This is a genomic window from Frigoribacterium sp. Leaf186 (assembly GCF_001423905.1).
In the GTDB taxonomy this organism is placed as follows: domain Bacteria; phylum Actinomycetota; class Actinomycetes; order Actinomycetales; family Microbacteriaceae; genus Frigoribacterium.
The window spans coordinates 184210-207387 of the sequence record NZ_LMPQ01000012.1 but is presented as its reverse complement, the minus strand read 5'-3'; the positions used below and the strand labels follow the sequence as shown (position 1 = coordinate 207387).

The 23178-nt window shown below is 71.5% G+C and carries 20 protein-coding genes and 2 riboswitches; of the genes, 9 read left to right on the top strand and 11 right to left on the bottom strand.

All coding sequences use genetic code 11. The features are described 5' to 3' along the window. Positions 1 to 9: 9 nt before the first annotated feature. The 5 genes from typA to ASG05_RS14045 form a co-directional block, all read right to left on the bottom strand. Positions 10 to 1920 carry a translational GTPase TypA gene (gene typA / locus ASG05_RS14065; RefSeq protein WP_043595466.1) on the bottom strand — a complete coding sequence of 637 codons (1911 nt, stop codon included), beginning with the start codon at positions 1918 to 1920 and terminating at the stop codon, positions 10 to 12. Positions 1921 to 2066: 146 nt separating this feature from the next. Continuing rightward, positions 2067 to 3824 carry an ABC transporter ATP-binding protein gene (locus tag ASG05_RS14060; protein ID WP_056262206.1) on the bottom strand — a complete coding sequence of 586 codons (1758 nt, stop codon included), beginning with the start codon at positions 3822 to 3824 and terminating at the stop codon, positions 2067 to 2069. Continuing rightward, positions 3821 to 4774: an ABC transporter permease gene (locus tag ASG05_RS14055; RefSeq protein ID WP_056262202.1), complete on the bottom strand. Its 954-nt coding sequence runs from the start codon at positions 4772 to 4774 to the stop codon at positions 3821 to 3823. The genes ASG05_RS14060 and ASG05_RS14055 overlap by 4 nt, the downstream gene beginning before the upstream one ends. Further along, the gene (locus ASG05_RS14050) at positions 4764 to 5693 is read right to left on the bottom strand and encodes an ABC transporter permease (RefSeq protein ID WP_056262198.1); all 930 of its coding nucleotides are present in this window, start codon (positions 5691 to 5693) and stop codon (positions 4764 to 4766) included. The genes ASG05_RS14055 and ASG05_RS14050 overlap by 11 nt, the downstream gene beginning before the upstream one ends. 150 nt (positions 5694 to 5843) lie before the next feature. Beyond that, positions 5844 to 7463 carry an ABC transporter substrate-binding protein gene (locus ASG05_RS14045; RefSeq protein WP_056262193.1) on the bottom strand — a complete coding sequence of 540 codons (1620 nt, stop codon included), beginning with the start codon at positions 7461 to 7463 and terminating at the stop codon, positions 5844 to 5846. Between the two features lie 356 nt (positions 7464 to 7819). Between ASG05_RS14045 and ASG05_RS14040 the strand changes: the two genes are divergently transcribed. Continuing rightward, positions 7820 to 8578: a CPBP family intramembrane glutamic endopeptidase gene (locus ASG05_RS14040; protein WP_056263051.1), complete on the top strand. Its 759-nt coding sequence runs from the start codon at positions 7820 to 7822 to the stop codon at positions 8576 to 8578. A gap of 312 nt (positions 8579 to 8890) precedes the next feature. Here ASG05_RS14040 and gcvP read toward each other — a convergent pair whose 3' ends face one another. The 4 genes from gcvP to ASG05_RS14020 form a co-directional block, all read right to left on the bottom strand. Then, the gene (gene gcvP / locus ASG05_RS14035; RefSeq protein ID WP_235491550.1) at positions 8891 to 11710 is read right to left on the bottom strand and encodes an aminomethyl-transferring glycine dehydrogenase; all 2820 of its coding nucleotides are present in this window, start codon (positions 11708 to 11710) and stop codon (positions 8891 to 8893) included. Between the two features lie 104 nt (positions 11711 to 11814). Further along, complete coding sequence (gene gcvH / locus ASG05_RS14030; RefSeq protein WP_056262187.1) at positions 11815 to 12192, bottom strand: glycine cleavage system protein GcvH; 378 nt, start codon at positions 12190 to 12192, stop codon at positions 11815 to 11817. Positions 12193 to 12218: 26 nt separating this feature from the next. Then, complete coding sequence (gene gcvT / locus ASG05_RS14025) at positions 12219 to 13349, bottom strand: glycine cleavage system aminomethyltransferase GcvT (protein ID WP_056263047.1); 1131 nt, start codon at positions 13347 to 13349, stop codon at positions 12219 to 12221. 259 nt (positions 13350 to 13608) lie between these two features. Continuing rightward, positions 13609 to 13720: riboswitch (glycine riboswitch) on the bottom strand. A 1-nt stretch (position 13721) separates the two neighbouring features. Beyond that, a riboswitch (glycine riboswitch) is annotated at positions 13722 to 13825 on the bottom strand. 170 nt (positions 13826 to 13995) lie between these two features. Then, positions 13996 to 14448 (bottom strand): SseB family protein, encoded by a 453-nt coding sequence (locus tag ASG05_RS14020; protein WP_056262183.1) that lies wholly within the window; start codon positions 14446 to 14448, stop codon positions 13996 to 13998. Between the two features lie 116 nt (positions 14449 to 14564). Between ASG05_RS14020 and ASG05_RS14015 the strand changes: the two genes are divergently transcribed. Beyond that, entirely contained in the window at positions 14565 to 15062 is a 498-nt protein-coding gene (locus ASG05_RS14015; RefSeq protein ID WP_056262178.1) for a hypothetical protein, read from the top strand. Positions 15063 to 15108: 46 nt separating this feature from the next. Here the strand turns inward: ASG05_RS14015 and ASG05_RS14010 are convergent, their stop codons facing one another. Continuing rightward, the gene (locus ASG05_RS14010; RefSeq protein ID WP_056262174.1) at positions 15109 to 15921 is read right to left on the bottom strand and encodes a putative protein N(5)-glutamine methyltransferase; all 813 of its coding nucleotides are present in this window, start codon (positions 15919 to 15921) and stop codon (positions 15109 to 15111) included. Positions 15922 to 15977: 56 nt separating this feature from the next. Here ASG05_RS14010 and ASG05_RS14005 point away from each other — a divergent pair, with 56 nt between their 5' ends. The 7 genes from ASG05_RS14005 to ASG05_RS13975 all read left to right on the top strand — a co-directional run bounded on the left by ASG05_RS14005 (position 15978) and on the right by ASG05_RS13975 (position 22414). Beyond that, positions 15978 to 16460: an FBP domain-containing protein gene (locus tag ASG05_RS14005; RefSeq protein ID WP_056262170.1), complete on the top strand. Its 483-nt coding sequence runs from the start codon at positions 15978 to 15980 to the stop codon at positions 16458 to 16460. A 67-nt stretch (positions 16461 to 16527) separates the two neighbouring features. Beyond that, a complete protein-coding gene (locus ASG05_RS14000; protein ID WP_056262166.1) occupies positions 16528 to 16839 on the top strand; it encodes an antibiotic biosynthesis monooxygenase in 312 nt (103 codons plus the stop codon). A gap of 158 nt (positions 16840 to 16997) precedes the next feature. Next, positions 16998 to 18086, top strand: coding sequence for an outer membrane lipoprotein carrier protein LolA (locus tag ASG05_RS13995; RefSeq protein WP_056262163.1), 1089 nt, complete (start codon positions 16998 to 17000; stop codon positions 18084 to 18086). A 10-nt stretch (positions 18087 to 18096) separates the two neighbouring features. Further along, positions 18097 to 19119, top strand: a complete 1023-nt coding sequence (locus ASG05_RS13990; protein ID WP_056262158.1) for an ATP-binding cassette domain-containing protein — start codon at positions 18097 to 18099, stop codon at positions 19117 to 19119. Further along, positions 19106 to 20002, top strand: coding sequence for an ABC transporter permease (locus ASG05_RS13985; protein WP_056262155.1), 897 nt, complete (start codon positions 19106 to 19108; stop codon positions 20000 to 20002). Before ASG05_RS13990 ends, ASG05_RS13985 begins: the two co-directional genes overlap by 14 nt. Before the next feature lie 44 nt (positions 20003 to 20046). Continuing rightward, on the top strand, positions 20047 to 21738 hold the full coding sequence (locus ASG05_RS13980; protein ID WP_235491526.1) for a hypothetical protein: 1692 nt from the start codon (positions 20047 to 20049) through the stop codon (positions 21736 to 21738). A gap of 184 nt (positions 21739 to 21922) precedes the next feature. After that, the gene (locus ASG05_RS13975; RefSeq protein WP_056263039.1) at positions 21923 to 22414 is read left to right on the top strand and encodes a MarR family winged helix-turn-helix transcriptional regulator; all 492 of its coding nucleotides are present in this window, start codon (positions 21923 to 21925) and stop codon (positions 22412 to 22414) included. A 38-nt stretch (positions 22415 to 22452) separates the two neighbouring features. On the opposite strand, the gene ASG05_RS13970 is transcribed toward ASG05_RS13975, so the two are convergent. Next, a complete protein-coding gene (locus ASG05_RS13970) occupies positions 22453 to 23139 on the bottom strand; it encodes an SDR family oxidoreductase (protein WP_082486824.1) in 687 nt (228 codons plus the stop codon). Positions 23140 to 23178 lie beyond the last annotated feature (39 nt).

Genomic DNA, 23178 nt, shown 5'->3' with positions numbered 1-23178 from the left:
CGGTGGTGCTTAGGCGTTCTGCTTCTTGAGGCGAGCCGTGCTGCGCTGGCGGGCCGACGCGTCGAGCTCGACCTTGCGGATGCGGATGGCGTCGGGGGTGACCTCGACGCACTCGTCGTCACCGGCGAACTCGAGGGCCTCCTCGAGCGACAGCACCTTCGAGGGCGTCATCGACTCGAAGTTGTCGGCCGTCGACTGACGCATGTTGGTCAGCTTCTTCTCTTTGGTGATGTTGACGTCCATGTCGTCGGCGCGCGAGTTCTCGCCCACGACCATGCCCTCGTAGACCTCTTCGGTCGGCTGCACGAAGAACGACATGCGCTCTTGCAGGTTGATGATCGCGAAGGGGGTGACGACACCCGAACGGTCGGCGATGATCGAACCGTTGGTGCGGGTCGAGATCTCGCCGGCCCAGGGGCCGTACCCGTGGCTGATGCCGTTGGCGATGCCGGTGCCGCGCGTGTCGGTGAGGAACTGCGTGCGGAAGCCGATCAGGCCGCGCGAGGGGACGATGAACTCCATGCGCACCCAGCCCGAGCCGTGGTTCGCCATGTTCTCCATGCGGCCCTTGCGGGCGGCCATGAGCTGCGTGACGGCACCGAGGTACTCGTCGGGCACGTCGATGGTCATGTGCTCGAACGGCTCTTGCAGCTTGCCGTTCTCGTCGCGACGCGTGACGACCTGCGGCTTGCCGACCGTGAGCTCGAAGCCCTCCCGGCGCATCTGCTCGACGAGGATGGCCAGCGCGAGCTCACCGCGGCCCTGGACCTCCCACGCGTCGGGGCGTCCGACGTCGAGGACCTTGAGCGACACGTTGCCGACCAGTTCGCGGTCGAGGCGGTCCTTGACCATGCGGGCGGTCAGCTTGTGGCCCTTGACCTTGCCGATGATCGGCGAGGTGTTCGTGCCTATGGTCATCGAGATGGCCGGGTCGTCGACCGTGATGGTCGGCAGCGGGCGGACGTCGTCCGGGTCGGACAGCGTCTCGCCGATGGTGATGGTGTCGAAGCCGGCGACGGCGACGATGTCGCCGGGGCCCGCGCTCTCGGCCGGGTAGCGGCTGAGGGCCTTCGTGATCAGCAGCTCGGTGATGCGTGCGTTCTGGACCGAGCCGTCGGACTTGACCCAGGCGACCGTCTGGCCCTTCTGCAGGGTGCCGTGGAAGACGCGGAGCAGCGCGAGACGACCGAGGAACGGCGAGGCGTCGAGGTTCGTGACGTGCGCCTGCAGGGGGTGCTCGTCGTCGTAGCGCGGTGCCGGCACGTGGGTGAGGATCGCCTCGAAGAGGGGCTCGAGGTCGGGGTTGTCGGGCAGCGAGCCGTCGTCGGGCTTGTTCGTCGACGCGGCGCCGTTGCGACCCGAGGCGTAGACGACGGGCACGTTGAGGATGGCGTCGAGGTCGAGGTCGTCGACCTCTTCGCTCAGGTCGCTGGCGAGGCCGAGGAGGAGGTCCTGGCTCTCGGCGACGACCTCGTCGATGCGCGCGTCGGGGCGGTCGGTCTTGTTGACCAGCAGGATGACGGGCAGCTTGGCCGCGAGGGCCTTGCGCAGCACGAAGCGCGTCTGGGGCAGGGGGCCCTCGGACGCGTCGACGAGCAGCACGACGCCGTCGACCATCGACAGGCCGCGCTCGACCTCACCGCCGAAGTCGGCGTGGCCGGGGGTGTCGATCACGTTGATGGTGATCGGGCCGTCGGTCGCGTGGGCACCGTTGTAGAGCACCGAGGTGTTCTTCGCGAGGATCGTGATGCCCTTCTCGCGCTCGAGCTCGTTGCCGTCCATCATGCGGTCTTCAGTGTCGAAGTGCGCGTCGAACGAGTTGGTCTGCTTGAGCATGGCGTCGACGAGGGTCGTCTTGCCGTGGTCGACGTGGGCCACGATCGCCACGTTGCGCAGGTCGCTGCGGATGGCAGTCGCCATGGATGTATTCCTTACGAGAAGAGAGAGGGGGAAGTGGTCGGGTCAGAGCCCGGCGAACACAGTCTACGGCACGTGGTAAAGGGGCCCCTCCGCCGTGCTCGCGGCACAGCCGAGGGGCCCCTTCGACACCAGGAGGCGCGGGTCGACTACCGGCCGAACTCGAAGTTCGCGCCGGGGATCGCCTCGAGCAGCTCCCGCGTGTACTGCTGTGCGGGGTTGGCGAAGATCTCGTCGGTCGTGCCCGCCTCGACGACGCGCCCCTTCTGCATGACGCTGACGTTGTCGGCGATCAGCCGGACCACCGCCAGGTCGTGCGTGATGAAGAGGTAGGTCAGGCCGAGCTCGGTCTGCAGGTCGGTCAGCAGGTCGAGCACCTGGCCCTGGACGAGCACGTCGAGCGCCGAGACGGCCTCGTCGAGCACGATCACGTCGGGCTTCAGCGCGAGCGCCCTGGCCACGGCGATGCGTTGCCGCTGACCGCCCGAGAGCTCGTTCGGGTAACGGTTGACCGTCGAGGCCGGCAGCGAGACCTGGTCGAGCAGCTCGCGCACGCGGGCCTGGCGACTGGAGCGGTCGCCGATGCCGTGGGTGACGAGCGGTTCGGCGATGGTGTTGCCGACGCTGTACATCGGGTCGAGCGAACCGTAGGGGTCCTGGAAGACCGGCTGGACGCGACGACGGAAGTCGAAGAGGTCCTTGCCCGTCAACGCACCGACGCTCTGGCCGTCGATCGCCACGGTGCCCGAGGTGATCGACTCGAGCTGCAGCACGAGCTTGGCGACCGTCGACTTGCCCGAGCCGGACTCGCCGACGAGGGCCATCGTCGTGCCCCGCGGGATGGCGAAGGACACGTCGTCCACGGCCCGCAGCTCGGTCGTCTTGAACCCGCCCTGGCGGATCTTGTAGACCTTCGACAGGTTCTCGACCTTGATGTACTCGGCGTTCTTCTTGCCGGCCTCTTCACGCTGACGTGCACGAGAGATCATCTCGGCGTCGTCGGCCCCCTCGTCGGAGATCGCGAGGCCGTGGGCGTGAGTCGGGGCGATGCTCGACTGGATGCGCTGGCTCGCGAGGCTAGGCGCCGCGGCGACGAGTCGCTGCGTGTACGGGTGCTGCGGGTCGGCCAGGATCTCTTTCGAGGGACCCGACTCGACGACCTGGCCCTTGTACATGACCACGAGCTTCTCGGCCCGCTCGGCGGCGAGGCCCAGGTCGTGCGTGATGAAGAGCACCGAGGTGCCGTAGTCGCGCGTCAGGGTCTCGAGGTGGTCGAGGATGCGGCGCTGGACGGTGACGTCGAGGGCCGAGGTCGGTTCGTCGGCGATCAGGAGCTTCGGCCTCGACGAGAGGCCGATGCCGATCAGCACGCGCTGGCGCATGCCACCCGAGAACTGGTGCGGGAACTGCTTGAGTCGGTCGCCCGCGTCGGACAGCCCTGCTTCTTTCAGCACCTCGATCGCCCGCTCGCGGACCTCGCGCTTGCCGGTGGCGATGCCGTTGGCGCGGATCGCCTCCTCGACCTGGAAGCCGATGCTCCAGACCGGGTTGAGGTTCGACATGGGGTCTTGCGGCACGTAGCCGATCTCGCGGCCACGGATCGACTGCATCTCGGCGGCGCTGGCCTTGACGAGGTCGCGACCCTCGAACAGGATCTCGCCCCCGGTGACCTTGCCGGTGCCCGGCAGCAGGTCGATGATCGACGTGGCCGAGGTGGACTTGCCCGACCCGGACTCGCCGACGATGGCCAGGGTCTCGCCCTGGTTCATCGTGATGTCGACTCCGCGGACGGCGTCGACGTAGCCCGCCTGGGTCTTGAAGCCGATCTGCAGGTTCTTGATCTGCAGGAGGGGAACGGCCGAGGAGGCGCTGGCCGCCTGCTCGGGACGCGTGGAGGTGGACGTCATCGACGGGCCCTCGCCTTCGGGTCGAGGGCGTCGCGCACGACGTCGCCCATCATGAGGAACGACAGCACCGTGATCGACAGCGCGGCCGCGGGCCAGAACAGGGTCATCGGCGCGGTGCGGATCGACACGCTCGCCTGGCTGATGTCGTTGCCCCACGACATCGTGCCGCTCGGCAGGCCGATGCCGAGGAACGACAGGGTCGCCTCGGCGACGATGAACGTGCCCAGCGAGACCGTGGCGACCACGATGACCGGGGTGATCGCGTTGGGGACGACGTGACGGATGAGGATGCGGAACCGCGAGACGCCGAGCGCGAGGCTCGCCGTGACGTAGTCGCTGTTCTTGGCACCGAGCACCGAACCTCGCATGATGCGCGCGATCTGCGGCCAGGCGAAGAGCGAGAGCACGAGGGCCACGGTCAGCGGCGTGCGCGAGGGCAGCACCGACATCAGCACGATGGCACCGAGCACGGTGGGGATCGCGAAGAAGATGTCGCCGATGCGCGAGACGACGGCGTCGAGCCAGCCGCCGTAGAAGCCGGCGAGCGAACCGATGATCAGGCCGATCAGGGTGACCAGCACCGTGGCCAGGAGGCCGACGGTCAGGGAGGCACGGGTGCCGTAGACGACGCGCGAGAACACGTCGGTGCCCTGGCGCGTGAAGCCCATGATGTGGCCGCTCTGCGACCCCTGGTTGCTCTTCGAGAGGTCGGCGGCCGTCGGCACGACGCTCGTGAAGAGCCCGGGTGCGAGTGCGACGACGATGACCAGGACGATGAGCGCAGCCGAGATCCAGAACAACGGCCGGGTCTTCATCGAGTCCCAGGCGTCGTTCCAGCTCGAACGGGGCTTCTCGGACTCGTCGACGGCGTCGACCGCCTTGATGGGCGTCTCGTCGAGGTCGGCGACGAAGTGGCCGCTCGACAGACGGGGGTTGTCGTTACTTGGCATAGCGGATCCTCGGGTCGAGAACGGCGTAGAGCAGGTCGACGAGCAGGTTGGCGAGCATGAAGATGATCACCATGACGGCCACGAACGACACGACCGTCGGGCCCTCGCCGAGCTGGATGGCGCGGTACACCGTGCCACCCACTCCCTGGATGTTGAAGATGCCCTCGGTGACGATCGCGCCCACCATCAGCGAGCCGATGTCGACGCCGAGGTAGGTGACGACCGGGACGAGGGAGTTGCGCAGGATGTGCACCGTGACGACGCGGTTGCGGGTCAGGCCCTTGGCCGTCGCGGTGCGCACGAAGTCGGCGCTCATGTTCTCGGAGACCGAGGCCCGCGTGAGACGCACGATGTAGGCGAACGAGACGCTGGCCAGCACGATGGCCGGCAGGATCAGCTCGCCCCAGGGGGCCTGCGAGCTGACCGTGGTGCGGAAGATGCCGAGGTTGATCGCGAAGACGTACTGCAGCACGAAGCCGACGACGAAGATGGGCACCGAGATGAGCAGGAGGCTCACCACGAGGGCGCTGGTGTCGAAGAGCTTGCCCTTGCGCAGGCCGGCCACGAGGCCGACGACGATGCCGGCCACGGCCTCGAAGACGAGGGCGAGCATCGCCAGACGGAAGGTGATGGGGAAGGCCCGGACGAGTTCGTCGATGACGGGCCGACCCGAGAACGTGGTGCCCAGGTCGCCCGTGAACAGGCCGCCGATGTAGAGCAGGTACTGCACGATGAACGGCTTGTCGAGGTTGTACTGCGCCCGGATCTGCTCGAGGACCTGGGGGCTCGGCTGCTTGTCGCCGAACAGTGCCGCCACGGGGTCGCCCGGCACGGCGAAGACCATGAAGTAGATCAAGAAGGTGGCCCCGAAGAACACGGGGATCAATTGGAGGAGTCGTCGACCGGTGTACCAGAGCATCAGTCCTCCTCGGTGTGGTGCGGGAGCATCGCGGTTCGCAATCGTGTCGGGAAGTGGCGGACGCCCGTCGAGGGGGCCCGGACCAGATCGTGTCTGCTCCGAGCCCCCTCTCGAGCGCTGATCGAGGCTAGTGCCTCGTCGCTGGTGCAGCTAGTTCTTGGTGACCTCGTAGTAGAGGGGCACCGAGTTCCAGCCGAACTCGACGTTGTCGACCGTGTCGGCCCAGACACCGGTCACGTTCGAGTACCACAGCGGGATCGCCGGGAGGTCCTCGAAGAGGACTTCCTGGGCGTCCTGGAACTTCGCGTTGGCGTCCTCGACCGAACCGGCCTGGCTGCCTTCCTTGACGAGCGTGTCGAACTGGTCACTGCTGTAGCGGCCGTAGTTCGACCCGGCACCGGTCTGGTAGAGCGGCGCGAGGAAGTTGTACAGCGACGGGTAGTCCGCCTGCCAACCCGAGCGGAACGCGCCGGTCATGGCGTCGTTGGACTCCTCGTCGAGCAGACCCTTGAAGTCGGGGTACGACTTGCCCTCGGCCTTGATGCCGAGCGTGCTCGAGATGCTGTTCGCCGCCGCGTCGACCCAGGCCTGGTGGCCACCGTCGGCGTTGTAGGCGATGCTGAAGGTGGTGTCACCGTACGGCGAGATGGCGTCGGCCTCGGCCCACAGCTTCTTCGCCTCGCTCTCGTTGTACGTCAGGACGTCCGAACCCTCGAGGTCTTCGGAGTAGCCGTCGATGACGGGCGACGTGAAGTCCTTGGCGGGGGTGCGGGTGTCCTGGAAGATCACCTTGGTGATCTCGTCGCGGTTGACGGCCATCGAGATGGCCTGACGACGCAGCTTGCCCTCGTCCGTCGTGCCGTCGAAGTGCTCGAGGTACTGCGGGATGGTGAACGACTGGAAGATCGCGGCCGGCTGGTTGACGTTGCGGTCGGGGAAGTCGTCCGTGTAGGTCTCGAACGCGCTGTCGGGGACGGCGTCGAGGATGTCGAGGTTGCCCGACTGGGCGTCGGCGTAGGCCGCGTCCTGCGTCGTGTAGAACTTGATGGTCAGGCCACCGTTCTTGGGCGTGCGGGGGCCGTCGTAGTCCGCGTTGGTGACGAGCTTGATGTCCTGGTTGTGGGTCCAGGCGCCTTCCCCGTCGAGCTTGTACGGGCCGTTGCCGATCGGGTTCTCACCGAAGGCCGCCGTGTCGTCGTAGAACGCCTCGGGCAGCGGCGAGAAGGCCGAGTAGCCCAGGCGCAGCGGCCAGTCGGCCTCGGGCGCCGTCAGCTGGACGGTGAACTCGGTGGGGCTGACGACCTCGAGGGCGAGGTCGCTGTCGGCGTCGTAGCTGAAGCCCTCGATGTCGTCGAAGAAGTAGCTGCCACCCTGGGCGTTGCTGAGCTGGGCGGCCCAGTTCCAGGCCTTGGTGAACGACTCGGCGGTCACGTCGGTGCCGTCGGTGAACTTCAGACCCTCGCGGATCTTGACGTCCCAGTTCTGGTTGTCGTCCGACGTGATGCTGTCGGCGACGTCGTTGACCGACGCACCCTTGGCGTCGTAGCTGATCAGGCCGGCGAAGATCGAGTCGATGATCTTGCCACCGCCGACCTCGGTGGTGTTCGAGGGGATCAGCGGGTTCTGCGGCTCGTTGCCGTTCGTCGTGATCACCGCGGAAGCGTCACCGGACGACGAGTCGTCCCCGCTGCCGCTGGCGCAACCGGTGAGGACGAGTGCTGCCGTCCCCACGACGGCGACGGCCGACAGGCCCATGCGCGTCTTCTTCAATGTTCCTCCTGATGCGGGAAAGGACGCAGCACTGTGCCCAGGGGCCGTGCCGCGTTGGATGCAGTGAGCCTAAGCACCGGCTTCGGGCATCACCAAACCACCGCGACAACGGTTACACGACGGAAACCAAGTCGCCGGATCGTTGCGCAGGCATGCAGTTCGTTGCGCGGACGACCTGAAGTTCGCAGGAATCGGCTGCGAGAAATCCGCCACCTGGCAGGTATTGTTCGCCGTCGCCCGGGAGGCGCGGGTCGGCCCACTCACGCCGGCCGCGTACGATCACCCCCGTGAGCCGCCCCGACGCCCCTGCCTCCGACGCGACACCACCCGTGGTCCTCGCACCGTACCCGGCCCCGATGACGCGCGCGCGCCTCCGGGTCGAGATCGCGATCGTGCTCGGGCTGTCGCTCGGCGCCTCGGCCGTGTACTCGGTGCTGTCGATCGTGAACCGGCTCACCCAGCAGACCGCCCTCTCGCAGCAGACGGCGACGCTCAACTCGCCACTGAGCAGCCGGGAGTTCTTCGACCTCGCCTACCAGGTGCTCGGCGTCGCGGTCGACCTCGTGCCGGTGCTGCTGGTGGCCTTCCTGCTCTGGCGCGAGGAGCGGCCGCACCTCGGCCGCCTCGGCGTCGACTTCTCGCGGGCCGGCCGCGACACCCTGGGCGGCGTCGGGCTCGCGCTCGCCATCGGCATCCCCGGCATCGGGTTGTACCTCGTCGGCAAGGCGCTCGACCTCACCGTCACGGTCGTGCCGACGAACCTCGGCGAGCACTGGTGGACGGTGCCGGTGCTGCTGCTGTCGGCCCTGCGGGCCGGCGTCACCGAAGAGGTGATCGTCGTCGCCTATCTCTTCGCGCGCCTCCGCGATCTCGGCTGGCGGACGTGGTCGATCATCGTCACCGCGGCCCTGCTGCGCGGCAGTTACCACCTCTACCAGGGGTTCGGGGCCTTCGTCGGCAACGTCGTGATGGGGGTCGCCTTCGGCTGGCTCTACGTGCGCTTCGGCCGGGTGCTGCCCCTGGTGATCGCTCACTTCTTGATGGATGCCGCCGTCTTCGTCGGCTACCCGTGGGCCGCGACGGCGTTCCCGAGCCTCTTCGGCCTGCCGTCCTGAGTCGTCCCCCGCCGACCTCGTCCGCCGTGCGACGTCGCGGCGCCGTACGACGGCGTCGGTGACGATTTCACCGCGAGGCCTTGACACCCGTTCGGGGGGCGAGTCTGATGTACCCACGGGTCGTCGCGATCCGCGCAAGCCGAACAGCGTGAGCTGTCCCCCGGGCGTCGATCGGGACGGTCGCCGCTACGTGAACGCCCTCCGCGACACTCGGCGGCCGACGCTCGAGGGACCAAGAGGGAACCGCCAGCACTCGACGGGATCGGGTGCTGGCGGTTTCCCGTCCGAGGCGCGGTCGGCGCCGGACGCGACCTAGGCGAACGCCTCGGCCGGCGGGCAGTTGCAGAACAGGTTGCGGTCGCCGTAGGCCTGGTCGATGCGACGCACCGGCGGCCAGTACTTGCCGCGGACGAGCGAACGGACCGGGTACACGGCCTCCTCGCGGCCGTACTCGGCCGTCCACTCGCCGACCACGACCGACTCGGCCGTGTGCGGAGCACCGCGCAGGGGGCTCGACTCGGCCGTGTACCGGCCCGCCGCGACCTGGTCGGCCTCGCCCTTGATGGCGATCATCGCGTCGACGAAGCGGTCGATCTCGGCGAGGTCCTCGCTCTCGGTCGGCTCGACCATGAGCGTGCCCGCGACGGGGAACGACATCGTCGGGGCGTGGAAGCCGTAGTCGATGAGGCGCTTGGCCACGTCGTCGACGGTCACGCCGGTCGCGTCGCGCAGCGGACGCAGGTCGAGGATGCACTCGTGCGCCACGAGGCCGTTGTCGCCGGCGTAGAGCACCGGGAAGTGCTCGCGCAGGCGGGCGGCCACGTAGTTCGCCGACAGGACGGCCGCGCCGGTCGCGCGGGTGAGGCCCTCGGTGCCCATCATGCGGACGTAGGCCCAGCTGATCGGCAGGATGCTCGGCGACCCGTACGGGGCACTCGAGACCGGCACACCGGCGTGGGCGAGGCGATCGCCGTCGGCCGCGGCGACGGCACCCGTGCGACGGTCGGCCTGCTGCGCCATCGGGTGACCGGGCAGGAAGGGCGCGAGGTGCGCCTTCGCCGCCACCGGTCCGACGCCCGGACCGCCACCGCCGTGGGGGATGCAGAAGGTCTTGTGCAGGTTGAGGTGCGAGACGTCGCCCCCGAAGTCGCCGAAGCGCGCGACCCCGAGCAGGGCGTTCAGGTTCGCCCCGTCGACGTAGACCTGGCCGCCCGCGGCGTGCACCGCGTCGGTGAGGGCGACGATGTCGTGCTCGTACACGCCGTGCGTCGACGGGTAGGTGATCATGAGCGCCGCGAGCTGCTCCGCGTGCTGCTCGACCTTGGCCCGCAGGTCGTCGAGGTCGACGTTGCCGCCCTCGTCGCAGGCCACCACCACGACGCGCATGCCGGCGAGCACGGCGCTGGCCGCGTTCGTGCCGTGCGCGCTCTGCGGGATCAGGCAGACCGTGCGGTCGGCGTCGCCGTTCGACAGGTGGTATCCGCGGATGGCCAGCAGGCCGGCGAGCTCGCCCTGGCTGCCCGCGTTCGGCTGCAACGAGACGGTGTCGTACCCGGTGACCTCGGCCAGCCAGCCCTCGAGCTGACCGATCAGGTCGAGGTAGCCCGCGACGTCGTCGGCCGGGGCGAACGGGTGCACTCCCGCGAACTCGGGCCAGGTGACCGCAGCCATCTCGGTCGCCGCGTTGAGCTTCATCGTGCAGCTGCCGAGCGGGATCATGCCGCGGTCGAGCGCGTAGTCCTTGTCGGCGAGGTGCTTGAGGTAGCGCATCATGCTGGTCTCGCTGCGGTGGGTGCGGAAGACCGGGTGCGTGAGGTAGTCGCTCGTCCGCAGCAGCGCCTCCTCGAGGCCCGTGACGGGTGCGGCGTCGAGCAGGTCGACGCCGAGCACCTCGGCGACGACGCGCACGTCGTCACGCGTGGTGGTCTCGTCGAACGAGAGCCGGATGCAGTCGCCGTCGACGGCGTGCACCAGGTAGCCGCGGTCGTGGGCCGCGGCGACGATCTCGGCCGCGCGACCGGGGACGAAGACCTGCAGCGTGTCGAAGAACGAGTCGTTCTCGAGCTCGAGCTCGCTGGCACCGATCGCGGCCGCGAGGTCGGACGCGTGACCGTGCACGCGCGTCGCGATGTGCCGGAGGCCCCAGGGGCCGTGGTAGACCGCGTACATCGACGCCATGACGGCGAGCAGCACCTGGGCGGTGCAGATGTTCGACGTGGCCTTCTCGCGGCGGATGTGCTGCTCGCGGGTCTGCAAGCTGAGCCGGTAGGCGGGCTGGCCCGTCACGTCTTGCGAGACGCCGACCAGGCGGCCGGGCAGCTGACGCTCGAGGCCCGTGCGCACGGCCATGTAGCCCGCGTGCGGCCCACCGAAGCCCATCGGCACGCCGAAGCGCTGGCTGGTGCCGACGGCGACGTCGGCCCCGAACTCGCCGGGCGCCTCGACCAGGGTCAGCGCCAGCAGGTCGGCGGCGACGACGGCCAGGCCACCGTGGGCGTGGGCGGCCTCGACGACGGCACGGGGGCTCCAGACGGAGCCCGAGGCAGAGGGGTACTGCACGAAGACGCCGAAGGACGCGGGCAGCTCGGCGGGGTCGAGCACCGACAGGTCGAGCTCGACGAGCTCGATGCCGACGGCCTCGGCACGGCCGGCGAGCAGGGCCTTGGTCTGCGGGAAGGTGTCGCTGTCGACGACGAAGACGTCGGTCTTCGCCTTCGACGCCCGGCGGGCGAGCAGCATGCCCTCGACGACGGCGGTGCCCTCGTCGAGCATCGAGGCGTTGGCCGTCGTCAGCCCGGTCAGCTCGGCCACCATGGTCTGGAAGTTGATCAGGGCCTCGAGCCGGCCCTGCGAGATCTCGGGCTGGTAGGGCGTGTAGGCCGTGTACCAGCTCGGGTTCTCGAGCACGTTGCGCTGGATGACCGCCGGCGTGACCGTGTCGTAGTACCCCAGGCCGAGCAGGCTGCGCGAGACGCGGTTGCGCCCGGCGAGGGCCCGCAGCTCGGCGAGCGCCTCTTCTTCGCCGATCGGTTCGGGCAGCACGCTGTGCTCGAGCACGGTGGCGTGGATCGCGTCGGGCACCGCGGCCGCGACGAGCGACTCGACGCTGTCGTGGCCGACGGCGGCGAGCATGGTCGCCTGGTCGCCGGGGGTGGTGCCGACGTGACGGTCGACGAAGCCGGTGGCGACCTGGTCGGACCAGCCGCCGAAGACCGACCCGCCGGGCTGCTCGGTGCTCATTCGGCGGTCAGCGCGACGTACTCGTCGCGCGAGAGCAGGCCCTTGCCGTCGGTCGACGACAGGGTGATCTTGATGAGCCAGCCCTCGCCGAACGGGTCGCTGTTGACCAGGTCGGGGCTGTCGACGACGGCCTGGTTGGCCTCGAGCACCGTGCCGAGCGCCGGGGCGAAGAGCTCGCCGACCGACTTCGTCGACTCGATCTCGCCGACGACCGTGCCGGTCTCGACCTCGGTGCCCTCGGCGGGCAGGTCGACGTAGACGACGTCGCCGAGCTTGTCGGCCGCGTAGTCGGTGATGCCCACGGTCGCGGTGTCGCCGTCGATCAGGAGCCACTCGTGCTCGGCGGTGTACTTCAGTGCGGTGAGATCGGTCATGGCCGGTCCTTTCGAGGGTGGGGTGCCTAGGAGCGCTTGTAGAAGGGCAGCGGGACGACGGTCGCGGCGACCGCGGTGCCCCGGACGTCGACGGCGAGCGCCGGGCCCCGGTCGACCACGTCGGGGTCGACGTAGGCCATGGCGACCGGGTGGCCGAGGGTCGGCGAGAGGGCGCCGCTCGTGACCTCGCCGACGACGGTGCCGTCGTCGGTGACCACCGGGTAGCCGGCCCGGGCGGCCCGGCGCCCGGTCAGGGTCAGGCCGACGAGGACGCGCGCGCCGGCGGCCGGCTCGACGCCCTGACGCCCGACGAACTCTTTCGAGGTGTCGACGACTCGGCCGAGGCCCGCCTGGTCGGGGCGCACGTCGAGGCCGAGCTCGTGGCCGTAGAGGGGCATGCCGGCCTCGAGGCGCAGCGTGTCGCGACTGGCGAGGCCCGCGGGCACGAGCCCCCGGGGTTCGCCGGCCTCGGCGATCGCGGCCCAGAGCACGGGGGCGGTCTCGGGGTCGACGTAGAGCTCGAAGCCGTCCTCGCCCGTGTAGCCGGTGCGGGCGATCAGCACGGGGGCGTCGTCGAAGGTGCCCTGCAGCACTCGGTAGTAGCGCAGCGTCGACAGCGGGGCGTCGGGCTGCAGCCGGTCGGCCGTGACGAGCTCGTCGAGCACGCCCTCGCTCTCGGGGCCCTGCACGGCGATCAACGCGGTGTCGTCGCTCTCGTCGTCGATCGTGACGTCGAACCCGGAGGCGCGGGTCGCCAGGGCCGCGAAGGCCGCCTCGCGATTACCCGCGTTGGCCACCACGAGGTAGTCGTGCTCGTCGAGGCGGTAGACGACGAGGTCGTCGACGATGCCCCCCTCGGCGGCGAGCAGCAGGGAGTACTTGGCCCGCCCGACCGCGATGGTCGACAGCGTGCCGGCCAGGGCGTGGTCGAGGAACGCTCCGGCGTCGGGCCCGACGACCGCGATCTCGGCCATGTGCGAGAGGTCGAAGAGGCCGGCGGCCGTGCGGACGGCGTGGTGCTCGGCGAGGTCGGAGTCGTAGCGGACCGGCATCTGCCAGCCGGCGAAGTCGGTGAAGACGGCCCCGGCGGCGACGTGCACCTCGTGCAGCGGGCTGAAGCGCTCGTCGGACTCGTCGGGCTCGTCGGAGACGGTCAGGTCGTCGGCGTCGCCGGGCCCCGTCGCGATGCCCTCGGTGCCGTCGTCGGACAGCACCACGTCACCGGTGGGTTCGACGGTCGCGTCGACGCCCGAGAGGTCGTCGTCGTCGGGCCCGGGGGCGGCGGGCAGGTTCGAGGCTGCGTCGGACATCGTGCTCCTGGAGGGACGGACCGGCCGCCAGGTGTCTCGGCCGGTAACGGTGTCGTGCGGATGGGGCACGACGGGGCAGTGCGCGCCGGCGGTCGCCGATGCGGACTCCCCCTCTGTCATGGGCCTGAGAGCTTCACCGGCCGGGGCCGGTTTTCACCGTGGGCGAGGACCGGCGAGGGGTCTGTCGACCGCCTCGCGCCTCCTGCTTTTCAGAGTGGCCAGTCCGTCGCGGTACGCGTACCTGAGAGATTGGCGGGGAGCTTGCTCCTTCGGTGCCCGGTCGGCGCAGTCTCTGCGCACCGGAGCTCTCCCGCGACGTGTTCGTGGCCCGATGTTCGGTTGTGGCGTCAGCCTAGCGCCGTCGTGTGACACGCAGGTTTCGAGATCCGGCCGGATCGGACGGGATCGGCCGCGGCGACGAGGGCCCCGACGACGGACGCCCCGACCGGGTGGCGGTCGGGGCGTCGGGTGGTGCGGGTGCGTCGGGGCGGGCCTAGACGGCGCGCGACGGCTCGCCGGGCTCGGGCGAGCCGGCGGCCTCGTGGGCGGCGACGAGCTTGCGCACGTCGTCGGCGAGCTGGCTGACGCCCTCGGGCAGCATCTCGAAGCCCTCGTGGTTGCCCGGGTTCACGACGAGGCCCGTCTCGGCCGGGATCGCCTGCACGAGCTCGGCGGCCGGCAGCGTGGCCGAGTACTGCGCGACGCCCTTGACCTGCTCGCCGATCATGTCGACGTGGGTGAAGGCGGCGAGCATCGGCACGCCCTCGCGGTCGAACAGCACGGGCTGCAGGTCGTTCAGGGACTCCTGCGCGTCGGTGGCCGTCGCGACGACGACCTGGGCGTTGACGAACTCGGCGAGCACGCTGTTCATGTCGCCCTCACCCGCCTGCCCCTTGCTGATGGCCTGCTCGAGTGCGGTCTTTTCGCGGTTGTCCGTGTCGGTCATCCGACCAGCGTGCCGGGCGAACCTCCGTGTCGGCTCCGTGTCGACGTGGTGCGCGGCCGCGCCGCTCGCTACCCTGTGCAACACCCCGTCGCGCTGCACCGTCCCGAGGAGCCCCCGTGCCCCGCACCCCCCGACCGTCCCGTCGAGCGGGCTCGCCCGCGGCCCTGACCGTCGTCGGCCTCGCCGTCGCCCTGCTCGTCACGGGCTGCGCGGGCGGAGCCCCGGCCCCGGGCACGAGCTCGAGCCCCGACCCCTCGGCGACCGGGCAGGCGGAGCCCTCGCCCACGGCGTCCGACATCGCGACGGCCCTGCCCGACGCCACCGCCCTGCCCGAGACCGAGCCACCCGCCCCCGCCACGGCCGAGGCCCAGGAGGCGCCCCCCGCCTGGCACGCGTGCGTCACGGCGATCGGCGAGCAGAACCCCGACCTGCCGTTCCTCGGCGACGTCTGGGCCTACGAGGCCGACGACGTCCAGGACAGCGACACGGGAGCGGTCGCCACCGTCACGATGGGCCACCTCTCGGACGGCCGCCCAGCCACCGAGTGGACCTGCCGGATCTCGGGCACCCCCGAGTCCCCCGTCGTCGACTCGGTCACGCCGGCCGACGTCTGACGACGACCAGCGGACGCCGACCGCGACGGCCGACGACGCGACCCGGCTACGGCGCGACGGCGACGACGACCGTGCCGTCGACCTCGTCGTCGCGGACGACCCGGGCCCGCAGGCCCGCGGTGACCAGCGCCTCCCGGGTGGCGTCCGCCTGACCGACGCTCGTCTCGAGGACGAGCGTCCCGCCCGGCGCCAGCCACGCGCCGACCTCGGCGGCGATCCGCCGGTGCAGGTCGAGCCCGTCGACGCCGCCGTCGAGGGCGAGCCACGACTCGTGGAGGCGCGCCTCGGGCGGCATCGACGGGATCGCGTCGGTCGGCACGTACGGCGCGTTCGCCGCGACGACCCGCAGTCGGCCGCGGAGCGACGCGGGCAGGCCGCCGAAGAGGTCGCCCTCGACGACCGTGCCGCGGTCGGCGACGTTGCGCCGGGCGCAGTGGACGGCCGCCGGGTCGAGGTCGGTCGCCCACAGCTCGAGGCCCGGCTGCTCGACGGCCAGGGCCGTGGCCACCGCGGCGGCCCCGCAGCAGAGTTCGAGCACGGGGCCGCGACGTGTGGTCGGACCGCCGGTCGGGTCCGCTGCCGCGAGCGCCGCGGAAGCCTGGCGGAGGACCAGCTCGGTGCGGCGCCGCGGCACGAAGACGCCCGGCTCGACGACGATCCGGAGTCCGGCGAAGGCCGCCCAGCCGACGACCTGTTCGAGCGGCCGACCCGCGACCCGCTCGGCCACCATCGACTCGAGCGCGTCGGCGTCGGCGGCCTCGGCGAGCAGCACCCGCGCCTCGTCCTCGGCGAAGACGCAGCCCGCGGCTCGCAGGCGACGTGTGACGAGCTGCTCGCGGTCGGCCTCGGGGATCGTCACGCGCCCACGCTAGACCGGCGCGTAGGCTGACGAGACCCGACGGCACGAGGGAGAACATGAAGCCGCTGACCGAGACCGACATCCGCGAGTCCTTCGTCAACGCCCTGCCGGGCGACCTCGACCGCCTGCCGATCCCCGGGCTGCACGAGATGCTCTGGGAGGACCGCGAGTTCTTGGGCTGGCGTGACCCGCAGGCCCACCACCGCGGGTACATCGTGCACTGGATGGACGACCGGCCGGTCGGCCTCGTCGTGAGGTCGTCGAGCAGCTCGCTCCGCCCCGGCATCGCCGCCATGTGCTCGCTCTGCCACTCGCCTCAGCCGGCGACGCAGGTGCGCCTCTTCACCGCGCCGAAGGCCGGCGAGGCCGGACTGAACGGCAACACGCTCGGCACCTACATCTGCGAGGACCTCGCCTGCTCGCTGCTGATCCGCGTCGCGCCGCCGCACCTGAACCCGCCCGAGCAGATCGAGCGCCGTTCCATCGGACTGACCGAGCGCGTCCGGGGGTTCACGGCGAACGTCATGAAGACCGCCTGACGCGCGGTCGTCCCGAACGGCCCCACCGCACCTCCTGATCCCCACCACCCCACCGAAAGGCACCGCCGTGTCCGTCGTCAAGATCAACGCCATCCACGTCCCCGAGGGCTCGGGCCCGGAGCTCGAGAAGCGCTTCACCGCCCGCAAGCACTCGGTCGACGGGGCCGAGGGGTTCGAGGGCTTCCAGCTGCTGCGTCCCGTGTCGGGCGAGGACCGCTACTTCGTCGTGACCACCTGGCGCAGCGAAGAGGACTTCGCGGCCTGGTCGGCCGACGGGGCGAAGGCCGCCCACACCCGCCCGGCCGGTGACGGCGCCGCGCCGCGCGGGCCCGTCGCGACCGGTGCCGACCTGCTCGAGTTCGAGGTCGTCGAGCTCTGACGACCGCCGTCGCCGGGGTGCGCCGGGCGCCCCTCGGCGACGCTCTGTCGACGTCGAGCGACCGACCGTCCGGGTGACAGCGTTCTCCAGGCTTCGCGCGTAGTCTCCTGCCCTGTCGTCGACCCGCTCGGGGCCCGGCGTGAGAGGTCGCGATCGTCATGAAGAAGTCCACCCGCTGGGCCACCGCCGCCGCCGTGCCCGTGGCCGTCATCGCCGCGAGCATCGTGGTCCCCGCCGTCTCGGCCACCGCCGACGTCGACCTGCCCGACAAGACGCCCCAGCAGGTGCTGGCACTCGCCGCCTCGAGTTCGGGCGCGTCGTACTCGGGCACGATCGAGCAGACGTCCGACCTCGGGCTGCCCGACGTGTCGACCCAGGCCGCCGGCGGCTCGGACTCGTCCGGCGTCGCAGGCGCACTCGAACTGCTGACCGGCAGCCACACGGCCAAGGTCTACGCCGACGGGGCCTCGAGGCAGCGGGTGCAGGTCATCGACGACCTGGCCGAGCGCAACGTGATCCGCGACGGCTCGAGCGTCTGGGCCTACGACTCGAAGACGAAGGAGGCCACGCACGCCACGCTGCCCGACGCGAGCGGCGTCGAACGCCCCTCCGTCCTGCCCGACGGCACGGCCGTGCCGCAGACGCCCGCCGAGCTGGCCGCCCTCGTCCTGGCGAACGTCGACCCGACGACCACGGTGACCGCCGAGTCCGACGTCAGCGTCGCCGGACGCGACGCCTACCAGGTCGTCCTCACGCCGAAGGACGCCTCGACCCTCGTCGCCCGCGCCACCCTGACCGTCGACGCCGAGACCGGCGTCCCGCTCAAGGTGGTCGTCGACGCCAAGGGTCAGGCCGACCCCGCCCTGTCGGCCGGGTTCACGTCGGTCGACTTCGGCGCCCCTGCGGCGTCCGTCTTCGCCTTCACTCCCCCGGCGGACGCGACCGTGACCGAGGCGACGGCGCCGGACCGCGCCTCCGGCCGGGCGAAGGCCGAGGGCACGCACGCGGAGAAGACCGTCGTCGGAACGGGTTGGAGCACGGTCGTCGGCGTGACCCCTGGCGCCGGCTCGACCGACCGTGCCTCGTCGTCCGACACCACGGGCCTGCTCGACCAGCTGACCACGAAGGTCGACGGCGGGCGCGTCCTCGAGACCTCACTCGTCTCGGTGCTGCTCACCGACGACGGCCGGGTCTTCGCCGGAGCCGTCGACGCCGAGGCCGTCCAGGCCGCCGCGGCCGGTCAGTGACCCCCGGCCGGTGAGCCACGACACCACCGCGGTCCGGTCGACGCACGACGTCACCGGGCCGCGCGGGGCGTTCGCCGTCGAGACGACCGGCCTCACGAAGCAGTTCGGGCGCCAGCGGGCCGTCGACGGCGTCGACCTCGCGGTGCCGCACGGCAGCGTCTACGGGTTCCTCGGCCCCAACGGTTCGGGCAAGACCAGCACGATCCGCATGCTGCTGGGGCTCACGTCGGCGACGAGCGGCGACATCCGCGTGCTGGGCGGCTCGATGCCCGACGACCTCCGACGAGTCCTGCCCCGGGTGGGCGCCCTGGTCGAGGGCCCGGCCTTCTACCCCTTCCTCTCGGGGCGGGCCAACCTGCATCGCCTCGACTCGGGCGACCGCCGGGCACCCGCCGCCACGCGCCGCGCCCGCGTCGACGCGGCACTCGACCGCGTCGGCCTCGGGCACGCCGCCTCGAAGAAGGCGCACGCCTACTCGCTCGGCATGAAGCAGCGCCTGGGCATAGCGAACGCCCTGCTGATGCCCCGCGACCTGCTCGTGCTCGACGAGCCGAGCAACGGCCTCGATCCGCAGGGCACGCGCGAGGTCCGTGGCCTGATCCGCTCGCTGGCCGACGAGGGCACGACGGTCTTCGTCTCGAGCCACCTGCTGAGCGAGGTCGAGCAGATGTGCACGCACATCGGCGTGATGAGCGCCGGACGGCTGCTCACCCAGGGCACGCTCGACGACCTCCGGGCCCTCGGCGAGCACCGCGTCCGACTGCTGACCCCCGACCCCGACGTCGCGCGCGACGTGCTGACCCGACTCGGGCTCACCCCGGAGGCGCCGGCCCGGTCGGACGCGACGCCCGCCACCGCGGGCGGCTCGGTGCGCGTCGAGGCCGACCTCGCCGTCGAGGGGCTGTCGCCCGAGTCGATCGTCGCGGCCCTCGTCGCCGCCGACGTGCGCGTGCGGGGCTTCGAGGTGGCGGGCGCGAGCCTCGAGGACCGCTTCGTCGACCTGACCGGGGAGGGCTTCGATGTCGCCGGCTGAGCCCGTGGGCGCGCGTCCCGACGCGGACCGCACCGCCGACGAGTCCGGCGACGGCCCCCGCGGCGGACTCGGCCTCGCCTTGCTCGGCAGCGAGCTCGCCGTGCTCTTCCGCCGCGTGCGCACCATCGCCCTGCTCGGCGCCCTGGCGCTCATCCCCGTGCTGCTCGCCGTCGCCGTCCGCGTCACGACGGCCGACGGAGGCAGCGGCCGCGGGCCGGCCTTCCTGGGCGACATCACCCAGAACGGCCTCTTCGTCTCGCTCACCGCACTGACGGTGGCGATCCCGCTCTTCCTCCCCTTGACCGTGGGCGTCGTCGCCGGCGACACGGTCGCCGGAGAGGCGAGCCTCGGCACCCTGCGGTACCTGCTGGTGACCCCGGTGGGCCGGGTGCGCCTCCTGCTCGTGAAGTACGCGGCCGCAGCCGCGTTCTGCCTCGCGGCGACCCTCGTGGTGGTCGTGTTCGGGGCGATCGCCGGGGCCGCGCTGTTCCCGATCGGACCGGTGACCCTGCTCTCGGGCCAGACGATCGGCCTCGGCGACTACGCCCTCAGGCTGCTGCTGATGGCGCTGTACGTCACGCTGTCGTTGCTCGGCCTGAGCGCGATCGGCCTGTTCGCCTCGACGCTCACGAGCGTGCCCGTCGGGGCCATGGCGGCGACCATCGTGCTCTCGACCGTCGCGCAGATCGTCGACGCGCTGCCGCAGCTGGACGCCCTCGACCCGTGGCTGTTCACCCACCACTGGCTGGGCTTCGCCGACCTGATGCGCGACCCGATCTCGTGGGACTCGTTCGCCGCCAACGCCCTGCTGCAGGCGGGCTACGTCGCTGTGTTCGGCGCCCTCGCGCTCGGCCGCTTCACGACGAAGGACGTGCTGAGCTGACCTGACGGTGCTCCGGCGTCGGCCGTCGCGGTTACCGTGGATCGGTGTCGTCCCGAACCCGCTCCGCCCGAAACCGCCCTGCCCGACCCCGTTCCGACCGCGCTCGATCGACCTGGACCCGCCTGGCCCGAACCGGTCTGGGCCGGGCGTCCGCCCACCGCGTCCGCGTCGCGGCCGTCGCCTCACTCGCGGCCGCCGCCCTCGTCCTGACGGCCGGCTGCACCTCGAGTGCGGACGACCGGACGTCCCTCGTCACCCGACAGCAGGAGGCGCGGGTCACCGTCGTCGGCGCCACCGACGCACCCGAGAGGGCCGTCGAGGCGAGCCGGGCGTTGTTCGCCTCGAGCCCCGTCGCGGTGGTCGCCCCGGACGGCGACCCCGAGGCCCAGGCCGAGGCCTCGGACGAGGCCCGGCGGCTGCGGGTGCCGATGCTGCTGGCACCCGCGCCCGCGCCCGCGGCGGGGTCGTCGGGCGCATCGGCGTCACCGGCGCCCTCCACGACGGGCTCGACGACCGACTCGGCGGCGGCCGACCCGACCGCCGACGGGACCGCCGACGGCTCGTCGACGGTCCTGGCGGCCGAGCTCGAGCGGCTCGGCGTCGACACGGTGCTGACGGTGGGCGACGTGGGAGCGCTCGACGCGACGGGCGTCGAGGTCGTGACCGGCGCCTCCTCGGTCGACGTCCCCGAGGCGGGCAGCCCACGCAGCGACGTCCTCGCCGTCGTGGCCGGTGGTGACGACGTCGCGGCGACGGCCACGGCGCGGGCGGCGGGTGCCGAGGTCGAGGCCCTGCCCGACGGGGTCGTCGACCTGCAGGCGTCCGGCGAGGCGATCGACGCGCTGCACGCCTCGACGACGACCGCCACGGTGCTGATCGGCGCCTCGTTCGCGTCGGTCCCCGACCCGGGCTGGTCCGTCGCGGCCGCCCGCTCGGGCGAACAGCTGCCGGGCGGCGGCCAGAGGTTCTTCCCCGACCGGCGGTTCGTGGCGCTGTACGGCGCACCCGGCACGGGGGCGCTCGGCGTGCTCGGCGAGCAGGACGTCGCCGCCACCGTGCAGCGGACCGACGCCGTCGCGGCGAGCTACGACGCGGTGAGCGACCGACCCGTCGTGCCCCTGCTCGAGATCATCGCCACGGTGGCCGCCGGTGCGGCCGGGGCCGACGGCGACTACTCGAACGAACTCTCGGCCGAGAGCATCGCGCCCTACGTCGACGCCGCCGCCGCGGCGGGCCAGTACGTCGTGATCGACCTGCAGCCGGGGCGCGCGGACTTCCTCAGCCAGGCGAAGCGCTACGAGTCGCTGCTGTCGCGACCGAACGTAGGCCTGGCCCTCGACCCCGAGTGGCGCCTCGAGGCCGACCAGGTGCCCCTGCGGCAGATCGGCGGGGTCGAGGCGAGCGAGGTGAACGTCGTGTCGAGCTGGCTGGCCGACCTGGTCGCGTCGAAGGGCCTGCCGCCGAAGATGTTCGTGCTGCACCAGTTCCGACTCGACATGCTGCGCGACCGGTCGACGATCGACACCTCGCACCCCGAACTCGAGACGTTGATCCACGTCGACGGCCAGGGTTCGCAGCCCGACAAGCAGGCCACCTGGCGCACCCTGCACGACGGGGCGCCGGCAGGCGTGGCCTGGGGCTGGAAGAACTTCTACGACGAGGACGCCCCGATGCTCAGCCCCGAGCAGACCATGGCTGACGTCTCGCCCACGCCCGACCTGGTGACGTACCAGTAACCGAGCCTGGCCGCCGAGGCGACCGCGCCCGAGGCCGGGCGGGCCGGTTCGTGCAGAGCGGGCCGTCGCGGCGGACCGTCGGGGGCGGGCACGCCCGTGCTGCCGGCCGTGAGCCCGTGTGGCCGATTCTCCGGCGGGTGGACGAAGATGAGAGGCACGACCCGACCGATTGGAACGCAGCACCGTGGCCACGAACGACGAAGTCGACCTGATCATCGACGCCTGGGCCCGTGAGCGCCCCGACATCGACTTCGCACCCCTCGACGTCTTCTCGCGGTTGCGGCGGTTGTCGCGTCGGCTCGACCGCATCCGCAGCGAGGCCTTCGCCCATGCCGGCCTCGAGAACTGGGAGTTCGACGTCCTGTCGGCCCTCCGTCGGGCCGGCGACCCGTTCCAGCTCAGCCCGAAGCACCTCGTCACGGCGACCATGGTCACGAGCGGCACGATGACGAACCGGCTCGACCGTCTCGTCGAACGCGGACTGGTCGAGCGTCGCGGCGACCCGAGCGACGGTCGCGGCGTCCTCGTGAGGGTGACCGCCGACGGCATCGCCCGGGTCGACGCCGCCATGCTCAGCCTGGTCGACGCCGAGAGCGCCCGGCTGCACTCGCTCTCGCCCGCCCAGCAGGCCCAGCTCGCCGACCTGCTGCGTCTCGTCGGCGACGAGTTCAGCTAGGGTCGCCGACCGGCCCGGCGTCGGCGTCGGCGTCGGCGTCAGCCGGTGAACGCCGAGCTCGGCAGGTCCTTCTCGCCGTCGGCGATCGCCCGGACGATGCGCTCGGCGACCTCGTCGGGGTCGAGGGCCGAGCCGAACGCCGGGGCCTCGCCGGCCACCGCGCGGGTGGCGAGACCGGTGTCCGTGTGCCCGGGGCGTGCGTCGAGCACCCGGATGCCGTCGCGGCGGTACTCCCGTCCCGCGGCGGAGACGAACGCGGCGAGGGCGGCCTTCGACGCCGAGTAGGCGGCCATGCCGACGGTCGGCGCCTCGGACACCACGCCGCTCAGGGTGACGACGAACGGTTCGCGGCCGGCGGCGGCGCTCTCGGCGAGAGCGGGTTGCGCGGCGCGCAGCAGCCGGATGGGACCGAGCGCGTTCGTCTCGACGAGTTCGTCGAGCGTGTCGTCGTCGAGGTCCTTCGCCGCCCCGAAGGCGACGACGCCCGCGGCGACCACGACGCCGTCGAGCCGGCCGTGCTCGTCGAGCGCCGAGCGGACCAGCGCCGCGCCTCCGGACCGCTCGCGCAGATCCGCGAGGTACGCGCCGGGGCCCGACAACGACTCGGGCCGTCGGGCGGCGCGCACGACGACGGCCCCCTCGTCTTCGAGCATCGCGGCGAGCCGCTGCCCCAGTCCGCCGGACGCGCCGGCCACGAGCACCACGGCTCCGTCGAGATCGGTCATGGGGCCGACCCTACGCGCGCGGCCGACGATGCCCCCGTG